Annotated in this window: 21 protein-coding genes and 1 riboswitch; of the genes, 7 read left to right on the top strand and 14 right to left on the bottom strand. The window is 38.9% G+C overall.

The features are described from left to right. Positions 1–74: 74 nt before the first annotated feature. The 4 genes from IGL13_RS01135 to pth are packed head-to-tail and all read right to left on the bottom strand — an operon-like array spanning position 75 to position 6,083. Positions 75–338: an RNA-binding S4 domain-containing protein gene (locus tag IGL13_RS01135; RefSeq protein ID WP_002356255.1), complete on the bottom strand. Its 264-nt coding sequence runs from the start codon at positions 336–338 to the stop codon at positions 75–77. Positions 339–352: 14 nt separating this feature from the next. After that, positions 353–1,942 (bottom strand): putative polysaccharide biosynthesis protein, encoded by a 1,590-nt coding sequence (locus IGL13_RS01130; protein ID WP_002378721.1) that lies wholly within the window; start codon positions 1,940–1,942, stop codon positions 353–355. Positions 1,943–1,957: 15 nt separating this feature from the next. Then, the gene (mfd, locus tag IGL13_RS01125; RefSeq protein WP_002378719.1) at positions 1,958–5,497 is read right to left on the bottom strand and encodes a transcription-repair coupling factor; all 3,540 of its coding nucleotides are present in this window, start codon (positions 5,495–5,497) and stop codon (positions 1,958–1,960) included. Positions 5,498–5,516: 19 nt separating this feature from the next. Continuing rightward, positions 5,517–6,083 carry an aminoacyl-tRNA hydrolase gene (gene pth / locus IGL13_RS01120; RefSeq protein ID WP_002361556.1) on the bottom strand — a complete coding sequence of 189 codons (567 nt, stop codon included), beginning with the start codon at positions 6,081–6,083 and terminating at the stop codon, positions 5,517–5,519. Between the two features lie 335 nt (positions 6,084–6,418). Between pth and IGL13_RS01115 the strand changes: the two genes are divergently transcribed. Next, entirely contained in the window at positions 6,419–7,402 is a 984-nt protein-coding gene (locus IGL13_RS01115; RefSeq protein WP_002356251.1) for an L-lactate dehydrogenase, read from the top strand. A gap of 225 nt (positions 7,403–7,627) precedes the next feature. On the opposite strand, the gene IGL13_RS01110 is transcribed toward IGL13_RS01115, so the two are convergent. The 5 genes from IGL13_RS01110 to IGL13_RS01090 form a co-directional block, all read right to left on the bottom strand. Next, positions 7,628–9,118 carry an aldehyde dehydrogenase family protein gene (locus IGL13_RS01110; protein ID WP_002361555.1) on the bottom strand — a complete coding sequence of 497 codons (1,491 nt, stop codon included), beginning with the start codon at positions 9,116–9,118 and terminating at the stop codon, positions 7,628–7,630. 278 nt (positions 9,119–9,396) lie between these two features. Beyond that, the gene (locus IGL13_RS01105; RefSeq protein ID WP_002378718.1) at positions 9,397–10,908 is read right to left on the bottom strand and encodes a glucosaminidase domain-containing protein; all 1,512 of its coding nucleotides are present in this window, start codon (positions 10,906–10,908) and stop codon (positions 9,397–9,399) included. Between the two features lie 228 nt (positions 10,909–11,136). Beyond that, on the bottom strand, positions 11,137–11,649 hold the full coding sequence (locus tag IGL13_RS01100) for a transcription repressor NadR (RefSeq protein WP_002356248.1): 513 nt from the start codon (positions 11,647–11,649) through the stop codon (positions 11,137–11,139). Positions 11,650–11,659: 10 nt separating this feature from the next. Beyond that, complete coding sequence (locus IGL13_RS01095) at positions 11,660–12,505, bottom strand: chorismate mutase (RefSeq protein WP_002363448.1); 846 nt, start codon at positions 12,503–12,505, stop codon at positions 11,660–11,662. Between the two features lie 4 nt (positions 12,506–12,509). After that, on the bottom strand, positions 12,510–13,223 hold the full coding sequence (locus IGL13_RS01090) for an NAD-dependent protein deacylase (RefSeq protein ID WP_002381369.1): 714 nt from the start codon (positions 13,221–13,223) through the stop codon (positions 12,510–12,512). 172 nt (positions 13,224–13,395) lie between these two features. Here IGL13_RS01090 and IGL13_RS01085 point away from each other — a divergent pair, with 172 nt between their 5' ends. From IGL13_RS01085 to IGL13_RS01075, 3 genes are all read left to right on the top strand, one after another. After that, entirely contained in the window at positions 13,396–13,692 is a 297-nt protein-coding gene (locus IGL13_RS01085) for a hypothetical protein (RefSeq protein WP_002356244.1), read from the top strand. Positions 13,693–13,881: 189 nt separating this feature from the next. Continuing rightward, a riboswitch (Lysine riboswitch) is annotated at positions 13,882–14,056 on the top strand. A gap of 194 nt (positions 14,057–14,250) precedes the next feature. After that, entirely contained in the window at positions 14,251–15,834 is a 1,584-nt protein-coding gene (locus IGL13_RS01080; RefSeq protein WP_002381368.1) for an ABC transporter substrate-binding protein/permease, read from the top strand. Positions 15,835–15,845: 11 nt separating this feature from the next. Further along, on the top strand, positions 15,846–16,586 hold the full coding sequence (locus IGL13_RS01075) for an amino acid ABC transporter ATP-binding protein (protein ID WP_002356242.1): 741 nt from the start codon (positions 15,846–15,848) through the stop codon (positions 16,584–16,586). A gap of 46 nt (positions 16,587–16,632) precedes the next feature. On the opposite strand, the gene IGL13_RS01070 is transcribed toward IGL13_RS01075, so the two are convergent. Continuing rightward, positions 16,633–17,217: a TIGR00730 family Rossman fold protein gene (locus tag IGL13_RS01070; RefSeq protein ID WP_002385418.1), complete on the bottom strand. Its 585-nt coding sequence runs from the start codon at positions 17,215–17,217 to the stop codon at positions 16,633–16,635. 173 nt (positions 17,218–17,390) lie between these two features. Between IGL13_RS01070 and IGL13_RS01065 the strand changes: the two genes are divergently transcribed. The 3 genes from IGL13_RS01065 (at position 17,391) to IGL13_RS01055 (ending at position 19,772) form a co-directional block, all read left to right on the top strand. After that, on the top strand, positions 17,391–17,882 hold the full coding sequence (locus tag IGL13_RS01065) for a GNAT family N-acetyltransferase (RefSeq protein WP_002367642.1): 492 nt from the start codon (positions 17,391–17,393) through the stop codon (positions 17,880–17,882). 90 nt (positions 17,883–17,972) lie between these two features. Next, a complete protein-coding gene (gene brnQ / locus IGL13_RS01060; RefSeq protein WP_002364523.1) occupies positions 17,973–19,328 on the top strand; it encodes a branched-chain amino acid transport system II carrier protein in 1,356 nt (451 codons plus the stop codon). Between the two features lie 132 nt (positions 19,329–19,460). Next, entirely contained in the window at positions 19,461–19,772 is a 312-nt protein-coding gene (locus tag IGL13_RS01055) for a heavy metal-binding domain-containing protein (RefSeq protein WP_002381365.1), read from the top strand. Between the two features lie 50 nt (positions 19,773–19,822). Here the strand turns inward: IGL13_RS01055 and truA are convergent, their stop codons facing one another. From truA to IGL13_RS01035, 4 genes are read right to left on the bottom strand one after another with little or no spacing between them, the layout of a single operon-like run. Next, positions 19,823–20,572: a tRNA pseudouridine(38-40) synthase TruA gene (gene truA, locus IGL13_RS01050; protein ID WP_002356237.1), complete on the bottom strand. Its 750-nt coding sequence runs from the start codon at positions 20,570–20,572 to the stop codon at positions 19,823–19,825. Between the two features lie 18 nt (positions 20,573–20,590). Then, positions 20,591–21,388 (bottom strand): energy-coupling factor transporter transmembrane component T family protein, encoded by a 798-nt coding sequence (locus IGL13_RS01045; RefSeq protein WP_002373841.1) that lies wholly within the window; start codon positions 21,386–21,388, stop codon positions 20,591–20,593. Next, complete coding sequence (locus IGL13_RS01040) at positions 21,385–22,254, bottom strand: energy-coupling factor ABC transporter ATP-binding protein (protein ID WP_002381364.1); 870 nt, start codon at positions 22,252–22,254, stop codon at positions 21,385–21,387. Before IGL13_RS01040 ends, IGL13_RS01045 begins: the two co-directional genes overlap by 4 nt. Continuing rightward, positions 22,230–23,069 carry an energy-coupling factor ABC transporter ATP-binding protein gene (locus IGL13_RS01035; protein WP_002359354.1) on the bottom strand — a complete coding sequence of 280 codons (840 nt, stop codon included), beginning with the start codon at positions 23,067–23,069 and terminating at the stop codon, positions 22,230–22,232. The genes IGL13_RS01040 and IGL13_RS01035 overlap by 25 nt, the downstream gene beginning before the upstream one ends. Positions 23,070–23,099: the final 30 nt, after the last annotated feature.

Genomic DNA, 23,099 nt, shown 5'->3' with positions numbered 1-23,099 from the left:
AAACGCTGAAAGGATGAAGCGCTTGGAATATTCATCTTTTCAATGAACTTGCCAAGCGCTCCATCCTCACCTGCTTATTCTTCAGAGACACGTGTTTCTGATTTTATTTCATACATTTTTGTGGCATCTTCTTTTTTCGTAGAGTCATTTAGTTGCAGGACTTCTACTTCTAAAATTCTGTTCCCAAATTGAATTTTGACAAGGTCACCAATCTTCACAGTACTAGAAGATTTGGCTAAGACTCCGTTGATTTGAATCCGACCTTTATCAGCGACTTCTTTGGCAACTGTTCTTCTTTTAATAATGCGAGAAACTTTTAAAAATTTATCTAACCGCATCACATTCACCTCTTTTATTTTTTTTGTCTCATCCGTAAAATTTTTGCGCCATACGGTAAACTTAACCATTCACGTATCGTAAATAATTCTAACTTAATGATGGTGCTAATAAAAACTGTACCACCCACTGCAACACCTAAAACTGTAACGAAAAACGCTTGACTTCGGTGATGCACACCTTGGAACAAGATGGAGATAATTCCTTGATAGACCAGTAATGACAGCATCATGATTGCTAAACTAAGCAACAGTTTTTTCAAAAAGTTTCGTTCTCGAACAAAACAATTAATCGCTGCATCCGATTGTCGGACTAAAACGAATAACGTCGCTAGTAACCCAAGAATAGTAGACCAACTAGCACCTAATGTTCCCCAACGAATGGTAAAAAAGCCCGTTGTCAGTAATTTCACTAATAAGCCCACACCAGCTGCCACTAAAGGACCTTTAAAACGATTGCGACTTTGTTCAATACTTTGGTAGGCCTGAATAATGGCCATAAAAGCGATGGATAAAACATACACCCCTAAAACATCGTTGCCTTTATAATCTTTAAAAAGCGTAAAGTTCATGTACGGCAATAACATCATCAGACCAATCGAAGCCGCCGATGCCAAGGTTGTGGTAAGACGCAAAAAGATTTTTGCAACTTGTAAAAATTGTTGACGGTCTTTTTTCATAAAATATTTTGTCAAACCTGGTAAAAAGGTCGAGCTTAAAGCTAAAGCAATTACCAATCCTAATTGAACTAGTGGTTGTCCTCTATCATAGACCCCTTTGTCCACTTTCGCAGCTAAATCAGAGAGCCCGAAAAGCATGAGGGCATTTTTTACTTTAAAGGAATCAATTAATTGAAATAGAATCAGAAAAGCACTATATAAAGAGACCAAACCACCCTCAATCATTAAACGTTTAAATAGTCCTGTGGTTTGAGGCATAATCTTCCATTGATGCAAGTATTCCGTACTTCCACTAAGAATTTTTCGATTGTAGTACCATAAGACAAGTACCGCTAAGATACCGCCAGCCAACGCACCACTCATGGCCACCGTCCCCGTTTGGTAAATGGAGCCACCAAAGTAATGATAGGACAACGCAGCTACTAGAATAACCCCGACACGCACAAACTGTTCCATCACCTGTGAAATACCACTAGGCACCATCAACAAATGACCTTGAAAATTCCCACGATAGAAAGAAAGAATTGGAACGAGTAAAAAGGTAAAGGAAACAACTTCCATTAATGGTTGGAGTGCAGCATCCCCCATACTAATAGCAATTTCTTGACTACCAAAGAAAAAGAAGGCCCAACAAGCAATCGCTAACCATAACACATAGGGATATAGTTGGCGCAACACTTGTTTTTGACTCCGAATATCTGGTTGTTCAGCAACAATTTTGGAAATAAATTGCGGTAAGCCTGACAATGCTAATGTCATCGCAATCCCATAGATTGGATAAACTTGCTGATACACGTAAAATCCTTCATCCCCTACAAAGTTCTGAAAAGGAACGCGATAAAACGCACTCAACACTTTTGCAATGAAGGAAGCAACGGTTAACACAACGGCACCTTGCATCATTCGTTGCATTTCTTTTTGTGCCATCTTCTAGGCCTCCTTTTAAAGGGAATCCGTTCCTTGCGAATGTTTGTATTTTTCTTGTCGCAATGCGGTTGTAAAAGTAGCAATTTCTTGAATCCAAACAGCTTCTTTACAATCTTTCGGCAACTTCAAGGAAATAGTCATTTGTTCTTTCTCAACTGCTAGATCCGCTTTTAAGCTGGTTGCCGATAACGCTTCAAACAACTGCTCCACAGAGTATGTTTTTGTGCCAATTTTACTTAACACAAACTTGACTTTTTGGTCGCGTTTACGAATACTTTCTAACAAGGCACGGTCGCCATCCATTTTGATACGGCCAGTGGTTAATAAATGCGCCACTTCGTCAGGATACTCTCCAAAGCGGTCTAACAAGTCCGCTTCTAATTCTTCGTACATATCCATATTTTCTAATTGACGAATCCGTTTATAAATTTCAATTTTTTGTCGTTCGTCTGTAATGTACGTTCCTGGAATATAAGCATCAATGCCCAAATCAATTTCAACAGACGTTTTTTGGTCTTGGATATTTTTTCCTTGTTTACGAGCAACTGCCTCAGATAACATCTGTGAGTACATATCAAACCCAACCGAATCAATGAAGCCATGTTGTTGGGCACCAAGAAGGTTTCCGGCCCCTCGAATGGAAAGGTCTCGCATCGCAATTTTGAACCCAGAACCTAATTCCGTAAAGTCTTTAATTGCTTCTAAACGTTTCTCGCTAACTTCGTTTAGGATTTTTTGCTGTTCGTACATAAAATAAGCATAGGCCACTCGATTGCTACGCCCCACACGACCACGTAATTGATACAACGTAGATAAGCCCATGTAGTCCGCATTTTCTACAAACAAGGTATTAGCATTAGGAATATCTACTCCTGTTTCAATAATTGTTGTAGTGACTAATATATCATATTGTCCTTCAATAAAATCAAACAAAGTATTCTCCAGTTGTACTTCTGTCATTTGACCATGTGCATACGCAATTCGTGCATCTGGAACTAGTGCTTGTAACTCTTCAACTTTTCGTTCAATCGTATCTACTCGATTGTATAAATAAAAGACTTGACCATCTCGGGCCATTTCTCGCTCAATCGCTTCCCGAATCGCCCCAGGATTATTTTCCATGACATACGTTTGGATTGGATAACGATTCTCTGGTGGGGTTTCGATGACGGATAAATCACGGACACCTAACATCGACATATGAAGGGTCCTTGGGATTGGCGTTGCTGTTAACGTCAAGACATCCACTTGTGAACGCAATTGTTTTAGTCGTTCTTTATGTTTCACTCCAAACCGTTGTTCCTCATCAATAATCAACAAGCCTAAATCACTAAAATTAATATCTTGCGACAATAAACGATGGGTACCAATCACAATATCTACTTGGCCATGTTTAATTTTTTCAATTGTTTCATTTTGCTGTTTTTTCGTGCGGAAACGACTTAATAAACCAATTTCTACAGGAAAGCCCTCAAACCGCTCTTGAATCGTTTCGTAATGTTGTTGCGCTAAAATAGTTGTTGGCACTAAAAAGGCAACCTGTTTATTGTTGCTAACAGCTTTGAAAGCCGCTCGTAAAGCCACTTCTGTTTTACCAAACCCTACATCGCCAACTAACAAACGATCCATTGGTCGAGATTTTTCCATGTCGTGTTTAATTTCGGCAGCACTACGTAATTGATCATCTGTTTCAGAATACGGAAAAGCCTCTTCAAATTCTTTTTGATACGCATCATCTGGCGGAAAAGCATAGCCTTTTTCCGACTCTCTTGTCGCATAAAGTAAGATTAAATCATCCGCGATATCTTCAATTTTCGAAGCAACTTTTCGTTTAGTTTTCGTCCATTCGCTGCCGCCTAGCTTGTTAATTTTCGGCGTTTTAGACTCGGAAGCAACGAACTTTTGAATCAAGTTCAATTGTGTTACTGGAATAAATAACTTGTCATCATTTTGGTACAAGATAGTCATGTAATCTTGATGAACCCCATCAACTTCTAAGGTTTCCATACCAATATATTTACCAATCCCGTGATTCGCATGAACGACATAATCGCCCGTTTTTAAGTCGCTATAACTTTTCAAACGTTCCGCATTAGAGATTGTTTGACGACGTGCCCGTTTTTTGGTCGTTGTATGAAAAATTTCTTTTTCCGTAATCGCCACGAGCTTGTTTTTAGGTAATTCAAACCCTGTTTGTAATGCCCCTTGAACAATTTGGACATGTCCATCTAACAGCTGATCCCAATTGCTTACTACGCTAGGTATGTCAAAGTCCTGAAATAGCTCTTCGACTTTTTGAATCCGTTCTTTCGTAGGAACAAAAACAACGACCGTTTGGTTTTGCTTTTGCCAACGGTCCACTTCCGCTTTTAGCAACGGCATTTGACCGAAGAATTGTTGCATTGAACGATATTGGAAATTATGGACTTCTTGGAAACGAAGATTCCCCATTCCTTTTTGAAAAAGTGAAAAGAAGGTCGTATTTCGTGCAGTTTTTCGCAATTGATCATGAAAGTCTACGCCAAAAGTTTGTTCAGAAAACACGCGCATTTCTTCAATTTTCAGGGTTTGCCATTCCGCTTCCTCTCTAGCGATTTCTCGCTCCGTTTCCATCATACGAGAATAATCATCCACAAAAAGCAAACTATTTTCTGGTAAATAATCTAACAGCGTAGTTTTTTGTTGGTACAGAAAATCTGTATAATAGTGAGCATTTTCTGTAGGAATCCCTTGTTCCCAAGAAGACAGCAACTGACCAAAATATTCTTCTAAAAAATCGGTCTCCGTTTGATCTTTAGCTGTCGCTAAACGTTTTTCTAGAGCATCTTGTAACCTCATCATGCCATGATTCATATCTGCCTTTGAGAATACTAAATCAGTCATTGGTGAAATCGTTACTTCTTCAAGATTTTCTAATGAACGTTGGGTATCTGCTTCGAAATAACGGATGGAGTCAATTTCAACATCAAACAGTTCCACCCGAACAGGGTATTCGGCATTTAGCGGATAGACATCAATAATGCTTCCGCGAATACTAAATTCGCCAGGCTTCCCGACCATCGATTGGCGTTCATAGCCCATTAACACTAAGCGTTGCGCGAGGATTTCAGGTTCTACTTCCGTCCCGATTTCCCAATGAAGTTGCGCATTTTGCCACGTTTCTTTCGTTGGCAAATATTTTCGTAGTCCAGCTACTGGTACGACCACGATTCCTGCATTCGCTGTCATCAGGAAATTTAACGCACTCACTCGATCTGCGCGCGCTTCTGGTGAAGAAAAGGCCATTTCGGCGGATAACACTTCATCTACTGGAAATAGATGAACTTGTTCTGAAGGTAAAATATTTAAAAAATCATCTACTAATTGATTGGCATAGTATAGGTTTGGGACCGCAATAACAATTTTTTGATGCGTCTTTTGTAAAGCGCCTGCCATCAGTAATGTTTTAGCAGAGCCTGATAACCCAGTAATTAGTTGGCGCGTTCCTGTTGTCATTAGTTGACTGCGCCATGATTTAGCAATTTCTGTTTGGCTAATTCGTTCGATAATATTCAAACAAGGGCCCTCCTTTCTGCTATTTTCCATTAAATTGATTCATTGTTTCAACAAACGTATGTCCTTCGCATGCATATAAAGCGGCATCGGCTGCTTTTTTTACAGCAAGTAACATCTCTTCGTGTGTTTCTTTGGGAAAAGTACTTAGTACATGGTGGATAACTGTATCATTTTTTGAGGGCCGACCAATGCCAATTTTAATTCTAGGAAAGACATTAGTTCCTAAATGGGCAATCAGACTTTTTATCCCATTGTGGCCGCCAGCACTACCTTTTTGCCGTAAACGAATTTTACCGACCTCTAAGTCTAAGTCATCATAAATAACAATCAAGTCTTCCTCATCTACCCCAAAGTAGGTCAACAGCGGCCCAACAGAGCGACCTGATTCATTCATAAATGTTAATGGTTTCACTAACAATACTTTCTCAGTCCCTATAAAAAACTCTGCAATATCTGCTTCAAAATTACTATTATTAAACGAAACATTTTGCCGATACGCAATTTCATCTAGCGTAATAAAGCCAATGTTGTGTTTTGTTTCTTTGTATTTACTACCGGGATTTCCCAGTCCTACGATTACTTTCATCTTTCATTCTCCTTGGATTATAAGCTTGCCAACACAAAATGGCTGGGAAGCGTATGCGCTACCCAGTTTTATTCATTATACCATAGAAATAAAAAAACTCGCAGTCTTTGAAGATTAAGAAAGATGTAAAAAAATTTTTTAGAAATTTAAATATGCGTAAGATAGTGAAATTACGCACATGTAAGAGCTACCATTTTGAAACAGGTCTGAAAACTGTATCATTTTTACAATCAAAGTTCGTGACATTTTTTACAAACCATGTTACTATCACTTTAGCAACAGGAAATAAAAACTCGTTGCTCACGAAAAAGAATGTAGAGGAAGGAATGGTACACATGACTGCAGCCGCAGGGAATAAAGATCACCAAAAAGTAATTTTAGTCGGGGACGGTGCCGTAGGTTCTAGCTATGCCTTTGCTTTAGTAACTCAGAATATTGCTCAAGAAGTTGGGATTATTGATATTAATGTACCAAAAACTGAAGGAGACGCGTTGGACTTATCTCACGCATTAGCATTTACTTCTCCTAAAAAAATCTATGCTGCTACTTATGACGATTGCCATGATGCAGACTTAGTTGTCTTAACAGCTGGTGCGCCTCAAAAACCAGGCGAAACTCGTTTAGACTTAGTTCATAAAAACTTGAAAATTAATAAAGAAATCGTTACAACAATTGTTGATTCTGGTTTCAACGGTATCTTCTTAGTTGCCGCAAACCCAGTCGACATTTTGACTTATTCAACTTGGAAATTCTCTGGCTTCCCGAAAGAACGAGTAATCGGTTCAGGAACTTCACTAGATTCTGCTCGTTTCCGTCAAGCAATTGCCGAATTAGTTGATGTTGATGCACGAAATGTCCATGCCTACATCTTAGGGGAACACGGAGATACAGAATTCCCAGTTTGGTCACATGCGAATGTCGCTGGCTTACAAATTTACGAATGGGTGAAAAATAATCCTGACGTCGATGAAGAAGCAATGGTTAATTTATTCTTCAACGTACGCGACGCTGCTTACACAATCATCGAGAAAAAAGGAGCTACTTTCTATGGAATCGCGGTTGCACTAGCGCGTATCACTAAAGCTATCCTAAACGATGAAAACTCTGTGTTACCATTATCTGTTTATTTAGAAGGTGAATATGGTCAAAACGATATTTATATCGGTGCACCAGCGATCATCAACCGCCAAGGAGTTAAACAAGTCATTGAAATTCCATTAACAGATGCTGAACAAGAAAAAATGGAAGCTTCTGCTTCTGCATTAAAAGAAGTTATTGAAACAGCTTTTGCTAAATTTGAAGCAGAAGAAGCAAAATAACTCCTTCTATAATAGTCGAAAATTTAAAACAACCAAGAGTGGCCACTATTGTTACTCCGCTTTAAAGCCTGGTACAAAAATCCAAAGTGATTTTTGCACCAGGCTTTACTTTTAATCTGTTTTACTTTACTCATCACTCAACTTTTTCAAAAAATTATTGTTTTGTTTAGCTCGAAAATAACAATAGCCACAAATAAGTTTGTTATCTAAAATTCACTACACTACTTAATACAGTCCATCTGCTTCTTCTTTTGTCACAATGTAAATATTTTTCATTTGCGTATAAGCATCTAGCATTGATTTATGCGTTTCTCGACCAATTCCTGATTTTTTATAACCGCCAAATGGCGCGCCCGCAGGCAATTGATTGTATGTGTTGACCCACATCCGACCTGTCCGTACACCACGAGCAACCCGTAATGCCACATTGATATCTTGAGAAAAGACGGCACCACCTAGACCATATTCAGAATCATTAGCTAAACGAATGACTTCTTCTTCCGTTTCAAATTTAATCACTGTTGCAACAGGACCAAAGATTTCTTCTTGGGCCACACACATTGTATTCGTACCATTCGCTAATAACGTAGGCGCTAAAAACGCCCCCTTGTCTAGCCCATTTTCTGTTAAACGTTGCCCACCAGTAATCAGCGTAGCTCCTTCCTTCACACCAATTTCGACATATTTTAAAATTTCTTCCAATTGATGCTCATTGATCTGAGCGCCCATTTCAACATCTTTTTCCCACGGGAAACCAACGTTCACTTGTTCAAACTTTTCCTTTAAAGCTTCTACAAATTGATCATAAATACCTGACTGAACGAACACACGAGACCCAGCACAACAAACTTGCCCTTGATTGAATAAAATCCCTAACTGCACGCCTTCTAATGCACGTTCCCAATTGGCATCTTCAAAAATAATGTTGGCTGATTTTCCGCCAAGTTCTAAAGTGGCTGGAATTAGGCGGTCGGCTGCGGCTTTAGCGACAGTGTACCCTACCTCTGTCGAGCCTGTAAAAGCTAGCTTATCAAACCCTGGATGTGCCAACATATAATTTCCTGAATCAGAACCACGACCGGTGATTAAATTCACTACTCCTTTCGGCAAGACTTGATCAAAAATCTTAAACAATTCCAACAGACTTAATGATGTGCTCGAGGACGGATGAATCACAACCGTATTACCTGCTGCCAACGCTGGCGCTAATTTCCAAGCACCCATTAATAAGGGGAAATTCCACGGAATAATTTGACCCACAACACCGATGGGTTCTTTCACAACAATGGATAACGTATCCTTATCAAATTCTTTGACAGATCCTTCTTCTCCACGAATCACACTAGCAAAATACCGAAAATGGTCTGCACTGGCAGGGACATCAATCGATTGCGTTTCCCGAAGCGGTTTTCCATTATCTAAAGTCTCCACCATAGCCAAATGTTCTTGATTTTCTTCAATCAAATCAGCAATTTTCAATAAAAGATTGCTTCTTGTTACAACGTCAACATCTTTCCATGTCTGAAACGCTTCTTGGGCTGCTTCTACAGCTCGATCCACATCTGCATTTGTGGCATCTACAAATTCTGCTAATTTTTCACCATTACTAGGATTGTAACTAGCAATCATTTTGTTACCACTACCTGTTGTCCACTCTCCATTAATATACAATTGATAGCTACTGGCAACTACTTGATTTATTTCTTTTTTACTCATTTACCCACCTCTTTTTTTATTTTTTGTATCCGCTTACAATTATAAGACATCTTCCACCTAAAAGTAAATGATTCTACCTAAAAAAAATATAGCTCTCAGCGACTGTTGCTAACTCATCCCGACCTGAAGCCTCCTGGCAATATCTGAATGTATTAAACTTTATTGGAGAGAACTTTTGCCACAAAAAAAAGCTAGCACTGAAGAATTAAAATTGCTTCTTCAGTGCTAGCTTTGATTTTTCCAACTCATTCGTTCTTATTGACAAAGAGCTGATTTTTTTATTTATCTTTTGGAACGATATAGTTCATTAAATGTGTTTCATCAGCTGAGATTGTACGTGTCGAAACAACGTTTAATCCCTTCACGTTCATTTCAGAAATTAAGATGCTACCATCTTTAAAGACTTTTTCCACAAATGCGACATGACCATAAGTATTGTCTGCGCCTAAAACACCAGCTGGGAAGGAAACCGCTGCGCCTGCTTTTGGTGTACGACTTACTTTGTACCCGCGTGCACGACCTGTTTCGCCCCAATCTTGACCATTCCCCATTGTTAAGTCCACACGTTTACCTAATTGCGTAATACGGTTGTAAACATATTGTGTACAGTTGCCCCAAGCATAACTATTAAAGGTGTCATAGTTTTTGCCATTATAGGCTGGGAAATTTGATTCCATTGGTTCAACGGTTGCTTTTTCTTTATCATAATAAGTTAAATCGTATGTTTTAATTAACGCATTTAATTTCTTATGGTAATCTTTGTCCGTTGCGTATTTTCCTGTTAGGAAACGTGTCGCTTCTTTGTATGATTTGGCTTCCGTTTTCCAGACACCATGATAGAAATCTTTATTGGAATCTAAACCATTTTTCAATAATTTCGCATAATCTTCCATTGATTCTTTATACGTTGGATATTGACGGAATTTTGCTTCTACTGTGTATAGGTTACCGAAACCATTGTCTTCATAGGTAATAAAAGAAACAGATTGACCTTTGTAATCGCCTTTAATACCAAACAAATTGTAGTTTGGTTTCTGGCTTAATTTACTATTGCCGCTGCCACTTTCTAAAATTGCTTGAGCAATCATCACACTAGCATATAAGTTTTTGTCCTTGGCCACTTTCCGAGCAGATTCACCGATTTCTTGAATAAACTCTTCTGTCTTCTTCGTTTTGCTGACCGTAAACGTCTCATCGTCTTCCACTAACCCAACCGTTTCATTTGTAACTGGTGGGACTATTTCGGGCTGCGGTGTTGACGCTGCTGGTTGCTCTACTGGCTTTTCAGCTGGTGCTGTTGGTGTCACTGGTTTCGCCGGCTGTTTTGATTCAGAAGTACTCGTGCCAGGTTTTGGCTGTTCTTTAGAAGAACTTGGTGTGGTCGTTGGCGTGGTACTTGATTCAGTTGTACTTGTTGACGTAGAATCTGTGGTTGACTCTGTTGTACTCGTCGAGGTGGAGTCAGTAGTCGATTCTGTCGTACTTGTGGATGTAGAATCCGTTGTGGAATCTGTCGTTTCGGTTCCTGACGTTTCCGTGGACTCCGTGGTTGCAGATTCACTTGATTCGGTTGAACTTTCTGTTTCAGTTGTTGATTCTTCTGTCGCTTCTGTTGTTTCACTAGTCGCTGTCGTTTCAGTGGCTTCAGCAGTTGTTGCTTCTGCGGTTGTTTCTGCGACAGAACTATTTTCAGCTACCAAGTTATTACCTTCTGCAAATGCACCTACTGGCATTGATGAACCTAAAAGTAATAAGGTAGAGAACAGGGCAAATTGTTTTTTCATACTCATTCTCCTTTTTTATTTTTCTCCATTTATTTTTATGTACCAACATATATAATTGACATAGTTATTGTTTAAATGGCTCCTTTTTTAATAGTATACTGTTTCATAAAAAATTTCTAGCAAAAAGTTAAAAAAATAGAAGAAAATTCACAAATTCTTCTATCTTTTTTTGGTAATTTTCTAAGAAAAAAAAGAAAGGGCTTGAACAAACATCAACGTCCTCTCTTTTTCTCGTTATCCTTCAAACAAAATACTTTTTTTTCGAAGTGCCTCTTTGATTTCTTGGAAAGTTTCTTCGTCTGCACAGCGAATAGTATGCAGATGGACGCCTCCTGTTAAAACTGATAGTAATGTAGCATGCTCTTTTTGATACTTGTCCATAAATTTATCAATATCTTTCTCTGATTGAATGCGCAAACTGCCGATTAATTCCCCATAAAGCGGATGTGCAATACTCACATCTACCACTTCTCCACCTTTGGCAACAATGACTGACAATTCTTCTCTCGTTTGTTCAGGTGTATGTTGACAAGCAATTTTCCGTTCAATTCCTTCTAAAGGTTGTTCCAACATATACCCTCGAGCTGTTGCGACAATTTCGACCCCTGTCGCCCGTAATAGAGCGACATCTCCTACAATAATTTGTCTGCTGACATCAAAAGCTTTTGCAAAACGAGTGGCACTAATTGGCTTTTCGGTCTCTCTTAATCTTTTAACAATCTCTCTTCTTCTGATTTCTCCATCCACGACCTTCGCCTCACTCTCCTAAATGTTTTTCTTGGAAACGTTTAGAGGCGTCCATAATTCCCTGGAAAGTCTCAGATAATGTTTCTTCATACTCGGCATTTTCAACATGATTCAGAATAGTTTCTAATACTTGTTGTTCTCTTTCAGAATCAAAAACCGCATGACCTGCTTTCTTTTTCACTGCAGCAATCTCTGCGACGACGTCCATCCGCTGTTCTAATAAACGGACCAGTTCCTTATCGATTTGGTTAATCTTTGCTCGTTGTTGTTCTAAAGAAGTTGTTGGGGCGTCATCTTCAGTCAATTCTTTAATTATCCGTGCTGGATTACCTGCGATCACACAGTTTTCTGGAAACGATTTGGTCACAACAGCACCTGCTGCCACCACTACATTATCGCCTAATGTTACGCCAGGAAGGACAATCGCTCCACCGCCAATCCAAACATTGTTGCCAATGATAATTCGTTTCCCTGATTCCATTCCGCTATTACGCTTGGCCGCTTGTAATGGATGCTCGGCTGTATAAAGTTGCACATTGGGTCCAAACATACAGTTATCGCCAATTTCGATTGGACAAACATCTAAAAAAACGTTATTAAAATTGGCATAGAAATTTTTTCCCACAGAAATGTTGTAGCCATAATCAAATTGAATCATCGGTTCGATGTACGTCCCGACACCCACTTTTCCAAACGTTTCTTCTATTAATTGACGACGAATATAAGTGTCTGGTTGTTGGTTAATTAACGCCATTTGTTCACGGGCTTTTTTGCGATCAGCCACTAATTCAGGATCTGAGGCAAAATATAGTGCACCTGCGATCATTTTTTCTTTTTCTGATTTAAATTCTTCCATTCCGTTACTCCTTTATCGTTAATTCTGCAAATATCGTTTCGGCTTTCGCTTCTAAAAAATAATAAGGTTGTTGTAAAAATAGCGGCGTTTGATTAATGGCTAAAATAGTTGCCGTTGGTTGTTTATAATGAATCAAATCACAAAATGGATGCACTTGAAAACTCGTGCCGACAATCACGATTAAGTCGGCAGAAGCAACGGCCTGAATGGCTTTTTCAATTGCCTCTTCGGATAGTCCTTCTTCATACAAAGTAATAGCTGGACGGATTTGTCCATGACAATCAGCGTGCCGATCACTAAGCAAATAGTCTTGCCAAGGAACCGTTGCACCACAAGTTTGGCAATAACATTCATATAAATTACCATGAAAGTCCACCACTTCTTGGCTACCTGCTTTTCGATGAAGCCCATCAATATTTTGTGAAACAATTTTTCCCCGTTTCATTTGCTCTAATTGGGCCATTTTCTGGTGAATGATATTAGGTTGTGCGTCTGGATGATAGAGCGTTTTAACGAATTGATAAAACTTTTCTGGCTCTGTTTTTAAGCAAGTCCGGCTCAATAAGTATTCCGGTTGCTGGATTCCTTGATAGACACCTTTTAAGGAACGATAATCTGGCACACCTGAGGCTGTCGAGATACCCGCACCTGTTAAAAATGTGATTTTTTGTTGGGTTGCCAACCAATGAATTGCCTCAGCTTGCGTGATATCTTGCATATCGATTCAGCTCCTAATCTTCTATATTATAACGTATTTTAACATTAGCACCAAAAGTTTTTCCACTTTTTGAAAACTTCTTACCTATATATTGATTTATCTTGAAAGAGTTTGTGACAAATTTCTCAACTCGTGGTAAAATATGCATGAGTAAAAGTGAGGTGAAACAACAATGGTCGCATTTATTATTTATTGGGCTGCAATTATTGCCTGCATCGCTTGGGGCGTTTTAAGCATTTGGTTCTCTGTTTTTTATCTTTCTCGTAAAGAAAACGGAAATCTTTGGGCTTTTGCGTTCTTCAACGTTATCGCTATTATCGCCTTAGCAATTGTTTTATTAGTTTACAAAACTTGGGATTTCGGTATCTTAACTTACTCAAGTCTAATTTATACAATTTTAGCTTCTTTAGGTGTATTGACTGTTCTTCAAGCTATTTTAGGTCGTGAACCAAAAGCTGTCAAAGCTTAAGTAAAAAGCAACTGTTCCTTTAGGAATGGTTGCTTTTTTCGTATTAGTTTCTATTTCGTAGGGAAAATGTTACGCTAATTTCATGGTGTTTGTGTCCTCTTGATAAATTCCTTTGCTGGAACATATTGACTTTCTTCTGGATTTATCCTAAAATTAATAACTGAATTTAATAACTGAATAGTGCCTCAAAAAAGAGGTAGAGGTCGCGGTTTTTATTACGCTTGTGGAGTGAGAGGACACTGGGAAGCAAGTTTAGGATCAATCGCCGAAATGCATAACGGAGCCTCTTCTGTTGTGTGTTGGGACGTAAGTTAAGAGCTTGCGGACTGTCTTAGTAGTGATGCTAAGTTGTGCTATGTTTCGTTGAGGAATTTTTTTCGACATTACCTAGCAACCTTACATCTGTTTGGTTGTTTTTTTGTATTCAAAAATAGGTTGTGACAGAAGTATTCTCCTTTAAAAAGACAGAATCGCTTTTGCTCAGCTGATTATCAAAGCTTGTTGATTGAAAAAAGACAAAACGATCAATCAGACAAGAAATTTAAAGGAGAGAAAAAGATGAACAAAAAAGTTTTTTCATTCAGTCTACTACTTGTCACGCTATTTTCGTTACTTGGCATGACAACCAACGCTTCGGCGGAGGAAAATGGTGAATTTCGTGTCGGCATGGAAGCTGGCTACGCCCCTTTTAACTGGTCACAGAAAAATGACGCACATGGCGCAGTGCCTATTCAAGGCAACTCTTATGCAGGTGGCTATGATGTTCAAATTTCTAAAAAAATTGCCGATGGTTTAGGTCGTAAATTAGTAATCGTCCAAACCAAATGGGATGGCTTGGCGCCCGCCTTACAATCTGGAAAAATTGATGCCATTATCGCCGGAATGAGCCCAACCGCTGAACGAAAAAAAGAAATTGCTTTTACAAACCCTTATTATGAATCACAATTTGTCGTAATTGTAAAAAAAGATGGCAAATACGCTAATGCAAAAAGCTTGAAAGATTTAGCTGATGCTAAAATTACGGCTCAACTAAATACATTCCACTACGGATTAATTGATCAAATTCCAAATGTCAATAAACAGCAAGCAATGGATAACTTTTCAGCTATGCGAACAGCACTTGCTTCTGGCATGATTGATGGGTATGTTAGTGAACGCCCCGAAGGCATAACAGCAACTAGTGTCAATAAAGAATTAAAAATGTTAGAATTTCCAAAAGAAAATGGCTTTGATGCTAGCGCTGAAGACTCACAAGTAGCAGTCGGCATGCGTAAAGGCGATCCAGACATTGAAAAAGTAAACAAAATTTTAGCAGGTATTTCTCAAGATGAACGGACAAAAATTATGGACCAAGCAATCAAGGATCAACCTGCAGCAACAGATAGTGATGAACAAAAAACAGGACTTATTAACGATTTCAAAAATATTTGGAATCAATATGGCGACATGTTTTTACGTGGTGCTGGTTTAACGCTATTTATCGCGTTAATTGGGACAGTTGTCGGAACAACCCTTGGTTTACTAATTGGTGTCTTCCGTACAATTCCAGATTCTGAAAACCCAGTCGCTCGTTTCTTCCAAAAATTAGGAAATTTAATTCTTTCTATTTATATTGAAGTTTTCCGTGGTACACCAATGATGGTTCAAGCAATGGTTATTTTCTATGGTTTAGCTCTAGCTTTTGGCATCTCTTTAGACCGAACAGTGGCCGCATTATTTATCGTTTCTGTGAATACTGGTGCCTATATGTCTGAAATTGTTCGCGGAGGTATTTTCGCAGTAGATAAAGGACAATTCGAGGCAGCACAAGCGATTGGGATGACCCATGGACAAACAATGCGTAAAGTCGTTATTCCCCAAGTATTACGTAATATTTTACCTGCAACAGGGAATGAATTTGTCATTAATATCAAAGATACAGCCGTGTTAAGTGTTATCGGTGTCGCAGATTTATTCTTCCAAGGGAATGCTGCTTCTGGCGCAAACTTCCAGTTCTTCCAAACCTTTACAATTGTCGGCATCATGTACTTGGTAATGACTTTTGTGATTACACGAATCTTACGTGTTGTGGAACGTAAAATGGATGGCCCTTCTGCTTACGTTAAAGTAGAAGAATTAACTGAAGAAGGAAAAGAAAGCTAGGAGGCAAACAGATGAGTGCAATTATTGAAATTGAACATTTACGAAAAAGCTTTGGCGAAAACGAAGTATTAAAAGATATCAATATGAACGTCAATAAAGGAGAAGTTGTCACCATTATCGGTTCTTCTGGTTCTGGTAAATCAACGTTACTACGTTGTATTAATTTGTTAGAAAAACCAACAGATGGCAAAATCATCTATAATGGTAAAAATGTTTTAGAACGTGGTTATAGTTTGCCCAAATATCGGACCCATTTAGGCATGGTTTTCCAATCATTCAATTTATTTAATAACATGAATGTCTTAGAAAACTGTACTTCTGGTCAGATGACTGTCCTAAAAAGAAACAAAGAAGAAGCCAAAAAAATTGCCTTAGAAAATTTAGAAAAAGTTGGCATGGCTCGTTTTATTGATGCCAAACCTGCTCAATTGTCTGGTGGACAAAAGCAACGGGTAGCCATTGCTCGAGCATTATCAATGGATCCAGATGTTTTACTTTTCGATGAACCAACTTCTGCATTGGATCCTGAAATGGTTGGCGAAGTGCTAAAAACAATGAAAAATCTTGCCCATACAGGGCTAACAATGGTGATTGTAACACATGAAATGGAATTTGCGCGGGACGTATCCGATCGTGTTATTTTCATGGATAAAGGTGTCATTGCCGAAGAAGGGACCGCTGAAGATATCTTTGTCCATCCAAAAGAAGCTCGGACAAAAGAGTTCTTACATCGGATTTTAACGAAAAACTAGTAAAAAAGAGGCAGTCATTCTGGTTAGAGTGACTGCCTCTTTTTTACTAGTTTTTGTATTGACGAATCATTGGCGGTTCATAGGAATCAATAAATGCACCAATTTCTTCTAAGGAATCTGAAATGAAAATTTTAGCTCGATCCGCCGCTGTTAAGAAATTAGTTTCTACCATTTTATCAAAAAAAGCAGCTAATAAATCATAGTAACCATTCACGTTGTATAAAATACAAGGGTTCATATGTTCACCGACTCGGCCCCAAGAGATCACCTCGCTAATTTCTTCGAGTGTGCCGGGACCACCGGGTAAAGCTAAATACACATCTGCCAATTCAATCATTTTTTTCTTACGCGCATGCATATCACTGACTGTATGCATCTTTGTAATGCCATTATGTGCAATCTCCCGCTCCATTAAAAAAGTGGGCATGACACCAATTACCTCTCCACCTTCTGCTAAAAGCGTGTCAGCCACCGTACCCATTAGACCAACATTGCCACCGCCATAAACTAGATCATAGTGATTTTCTTTCATCCAAGCGGCTAACGCTACTGCAGCTTGCTGATAGATTGGCTCATTCCCCAGACTGGCGCCACAATATACTGCCATTTTTTTCACAAACATACCCTCCATTTAGATAGATTCTTTTTTACCATCTATCCTCTGGTAGCTATGGTAGCATATTTTGATTTTCTCGAAAAGGTGCAGCCATTTTTCTTTTCGTTTTAAAAGTATTTGAATTTTCAGACAATAAATGCTATAGTCTTTTTATATTTTAAAATTTCAGAAAAAGGAGCCCTATTATCTTGTCTACCTCACTCACTATTCGCTTAGTTGCCGAAGCCGATTGGCCCGCATTACATGCCTTGGATCAAATCATTTGGACAAAAAAGAATACCCCTGCCGAGATACAACCACTCTCGCTTGCGGCATATCAAGAAAAAATGAAAGATGAAACGATTTTCGTTGCCATCAGCGGACAACAACTCGCTGGATTTATTGAAGTCCATCCGCCCACTTCGTTAGCAGCTCATCAAAAGCAATGGCTACTAAGTATTGGCGTTTCGCCAGATTTCCAAGGCCAAGGGATTGGTGGTTCTTTGTTGTCGTATGTCAAAGATATGGCCCAGATAAGCGGGATTCATAAGCTGAGTTTGCGAGTAATGGCTACCAATCAAGAAGCCATTCGATTCTATGAAAAACATGGTTTTGTGCAGGAAGCACATTTTAAAGAAGAATTTTATATAAATGGACACTATTGTGATGATTATCAGTATGCTTATTTCATAGAAAAATAAGAAAACCAATGTTTTCTATAAAAACTGGTTGCTCTCTGTTTCTTCTTCTGTTATTTTAAATAATAAGACAATATTAAGGAGTGTGAATCTATGCAAAAAAAGTTAGTTTGGCGTGATTATCTATACGTTGGTTCAATGTTATTCGGTTTGTTTTTCGGTGCTGGAAATTTAATTTTCCCTGTACATATGGGACAAGAAGCGGGGGCTTCCGTCTTTTTAGCAAACTTGGGCTTCTTAGCCACTGGAATTGGCTTACCTTTTCTTGGTGTCATTGCTATGGGTGTTTCTAAAAGTTCAGGTGTTTTTGACTTAGCTTCTCGGATTAATCGTCGTTATGCTCTTATTTTTACCTTACTATTATATTTAACGATTGGTCCTTTCTTTGCTTTACCAAGGTTAGCAACTACTTCTTTTGAGATTGGTCTTGCACCATTTGTTCCGAAAGACTTGCAATGGCTGGTTCTTGCTGGCTTTTCCGCATTATTTTTCTTAGCCGTTTGGCTCTTCTCTAGAAAGCCAAGTAAAATCTTAGATTATGTGGGTAAGTTTTTAAATCCGTTATTTTTAGCATTGCTAGGAATTTTGATTGTTTTAGCCTTTGTAAAACCATTAGGTCATGTGGCCAGTGCCGCTGTTGGTGAAAATTATATTTCAAGTCCTTTCTTTAAAGGATTTACAGAAGGTTATAATACGCTGGATGCTTTAGCTTCATTAGCTTTTGGGATTGTTGTCGTTTCCACTTTACGAAATATGGGCGTCGAAAAACCAGGAGATATCGCTAAAGGAATGATTAAATCAGGTGCTTTCAGTGTTGTATTGATGGGGATTATCTATACCTTACTTGCTTATATGGGAACAATGAGTATCGGGGCTTTTCCAATCAGTGAAAACGGCGGGATTGCCTTAGCCCAAATTGCCAATTACTATTTAGGCCTACCAGGGAGTATTTTACTGGCTTTTATCGTAGTTCTTGCTTGTTTAAAAACCGGTATCGGCTTAAGCACAGCCTTTTCTGAGACTTTTGAAGAAATGTTTCCGAAAGTTTCCTATCAAAAATTCTTGGCAATTGTTGTTATTTTACCAGCTATTTTTGCAAATGTCGGCTTAACCAACATCATTCAATTTGCCGTTCCAGTCTTGATGTTCCTTTATCCATTGGCGATTACTTTAATGCTTTTGGTAATCATCAGTCCTATTTTCAAACATCGACGGGAAGTCTATCAAGCAACGACCTATATCACATTGATTGCTGCTGTTTTAGATGCATTAAATAGCGCGCCTGCCTTTATCAAAGATACGGCGTTTGTAACAACGCTTTTAGAAAAAGCCGGCCAATACTTACCATTGTTCACTATTGGCATGGGCTGGGTCGTTCCAGCAACGGTTGCTTTTCTAATTAGTTGGGTTTGGGTCATGATTTCTAAAAAAGAGCCTATTCTTGATTAATTCTTACCAAAACGACACTAGAAAAAATGCGGAAGCGCATCTTTTCTAGTGTCGTTTTTATGTATATTCGTTGTACCAAACTCTTGACTATGGTAAATTGAAGTTACCAACAAGTACTGGAGGAAATTGCCCATGTTAGTTACAACAACCGAGAGAATTAGCGGTCAAGAATATGAAATTATTGGAGAAGTTTTCGGGTTAACCACACGTTCTAAAAATATGTTTAAAGATTTAGGTGCTGGACTAAAAAGCGTAGTTGGCGGTGAAATCAAAGGTTACACTGATATGCAACGAGAAGCACGCGACCAAGCAATCGAACGTTTAAAAGCAGAAGCCTCTAAATTAGGTGCAGATGCCGTTGTGATGATGCGTTTTGATTCTGGCACAATTGGCACAGACATGCAATCTGTCGTGGCTTACGGAACAGCTGTTAAATACATCTAAATTTTGTAACTAAAAAGACGCAGACCTTTTCTTGTAAGGTCTGCGTCTTTTTAGTTTTCATATTTCACTTCTGCTAAATACAATCCTTCTGGATGAGCAGTCGGACCTGCTAAATTTCGATCTTTGGCTGCGATAATTGCTGGAATCGCGGTTGGTTCCAGCCGCCCATTGCCGATTTTCAATAGCGTACCAACTAAAATCCGAATCATTTTATACAAGAAACCATCGCCCCGAAAAGTGAATGTTAATTCATCCCCCGTTTCATTGACATGAACACTGGCTTCATGAATGGTTCGGACTTTATCTTCTACTGAACTTCCTGAGGCACAGAAAGAGGTAAAATCATGGGTACCTAATAAATCAGGCAAAGCTTGTTGGATTTTTTCGAGATCAATGGGATACGGGAAATAACTAGCATAAAAACGTCGAAATGGACTTCGCGGTTTGCCAATATCCACTTTAAATTGATAGGTTTTTTCGATCACGTGATAACGTGCATGAAAGTCTTCTGAAACACGTTCCACGCTGCGCACAGCAATGTCTTCTGGTGTTTGTGTGTCTAACGCAAAGCGCATTTTTTCCAACGGACGTTCCTGCGGATAATCAAAGTGAATCACTTGGCCCATTGCATGAACACCTGCATCTGTTCGTCCTGAACCAAAAACCGTCACGGAGTGTCCGTTATTCATGCGTGCTAACGTTTTTTCTATTTCTTCTTGAACGGTACGCTCATTAGGCTGCTTTTGAAAGCCATGAAAATGAGTGCCATCATAGGCAATGATTGCTTTATAGCGGGGCATAATTTTTCTTCACCTTTTCTAAGTTCTTAATACAAATAAGCCAATGGTTAACAAGACAAAGCCAAACATTACTATTGTATCTCGTAGGTGCCAATGAAGAATGCGGTATTTTGTCCGTCCTTCGCCACCTTGATAACCTCTTGCTTCCATGGCAGTCGCTAAGTCTTCCGCACGATTAAAACTACTTACGAAAAGCGGAATTAAAAGTGGAACAATAGCTTTCATTTTTTGAAGTAAGTTTCCTTCACCAAAATCAACACCACGGGCACGTTGGGCATTCATAATCTTTTCCGTTTCATCCATTAATGTTGGGACAAAACGTAAGGCAATTGATAACATCAATGAAACTTCATGAACTGGAAATTTCACCACACGAAGTGGGCGTAACAAATATTCAATCGCATCTGATAACTCTAATGGTGCCGTCGTTAAAGTTAATAACGTTGACATGAAAATAATTAAAACAAAACGACAGAAAATAAACAGCCCATTCGTCACACCAAACTGGGTAATGGAAATAATTCCCCACTGAAAGTACACCTCTCCCCCTTGTGTAAACAAGGTTTGAAGAGCCACAGTAAACAGAATTAGCCATAATAATGGCCGAACACCGCGGATAAAGAAGCGGGCGCTGATTTTTGATAATGAAATAGCAAAAGCAGTAAAGGCTGCTATTAAAACATAACTCTGCCAATTATTTGCTAAAAAGATAATTCCAATAAAATAAAAACTAGCTAATAATTTTGCGCGCGGATCTAAACGATGGATAAAAGAATCACCTGGAATATAGCGCCCAAAAATCAATTTATTCATCATTTTGCCTCACCTGCTTCCTGCATTTTTTTCAGAAGCTGATCGGCTAATTGATCGGCCGTTAATGGTAATTGCTCAAAAGAAAAGCCTTTTGCCACTAATTTTTCAGCAAATTCGGCTGCAGTTGGCACGCCTAATTGTTTTTCTTTCAGCCATTGTGTCTCTTGAAACACTTCTTGTGGTGCTCCCGCTCGGACGATTTGTCCTTTTTCTAAAACAATCACATGATCTGCGTAATTAGCCACGTCATCCATCAAATGTGTCACTAAAACGATGGTCATATTATGTTCCTTATGCAGACGACTAAACATCTCCATCATTTCTTTACGACCCTTAGGATCCAAACCAGCAGTCGGTTCGTCTAATACTAAGACTTCTGGTTCCATCGCTAGCACACCAGCAATTGCGACACGGCGCATTTGACCACCTGATAACTCAAACGGAGAGTGTTGTAAGTATTTTTCATCTAAGCCGACTAAATCAAGCATTTTCTTAGCTAATTTTTTCGCTTCTTCGTCTGAAACACCAAAGTTTTTCGGTCCGAAAGCGATGTCTCGCTCCACTGTTTCTTCAAACAATTGTGCTTCTGGAAATTGAAAAACGATCCCAACTTTTTTACGAATTGGTTTTAAATTCTTATTATCAGTTTCTGGCGTAATTACACGCTCTCCAATTGTCACTTGGCCTTTAGTTGGTTTCACCAAAGCATTCAAATGTTGTAATAACGTTGATTTGCCACTGCCAGTATGTCCGACAATCGCTGTATAAGAGCCGTCTTGAATCGTTAAATTAATATCGAATAATGCCCGTTGCTCAAAAGGAGTATTGGGTTGGTAAGTAAAATCTACTTGTTTAAAACGGATGTCCATAACCAATCCACCATCCCTTCTTCTGTTAAATAATTCGTTGGCACAACAACGCCACGCTCTTTCAAAGCTACTTTTAATTTTTCAGGAAACGGTAAATCCAAGCCCATTTCAACAAGCGCTTCTCCTGCAGAAAAAATCTTTTCTGGTGTTCCCTCGTTTGTCAATTGTCCTTGGCGCATCACTAAAATACGATTCGCATTAGCCGCTTCATCAATATCGTGGGTAATAGAAATAACTGTTAAATTGCTTTCTTCTTTAATCTTTTGAATGGTAGCAATTACTTCTGCACGACCTTCTGGATCTAACATACTTGTCGCTTCGTCTAAAATAATAATATCTGGTCGCAAAGCAACCACACCAGCGATAGCTACTCGTTGTTTTTGGCCGCCAGATAGCCGAGCAGGTTCTCGCTTGGCAAAATCTAACATACGAACCCGTTCTAATGCATCGTGAACACGTTCGACCATTTCATCACGCGGAATACCTTGATTTTCTAAACCAAAAGCCACATCGTCTTCGACTGTTGAACCGACAAATTGGTTATCTGGATTCTGAAAGACCATTCCTACCATACGCCGGATATCCCAGACGTTTGCTTCATTTAATTCTTTGCCGCCAACTTTGATAGTCCCAGCAGCTGGCAGTAACAGACCATTGATCGTTTTGGCTAACGTTGATTTACCAGAACCATTATGGCCAATAATAGCGACCCATTCGCCTTGTTGAATGGAAAAAGACACATCTTTTAAAGCGGGAGAAGCATCTTCTGGTTGATAATTAAATTGGATATTATTTAGTTCAATGATTGGTTGCATCGCGTACTCCCTCAATCTATTTATTCTTTC

It is taken from the genome of Enterococcus sp. DIV1937 (genome assembly GCF_050535975.1).
GTDB classification, from domain to species: domain Bacteria; phylum Bacillota; class Bacilli; order Lactobacillales; family Enterococcaceae; genus Enterococcus; species Enterococcus faecalis.
The sequence above is the reverse complement of the archived record's forward strand: the minus strand, read 5'-3'. Positions and strand labels throughout refer to the sequence as shown.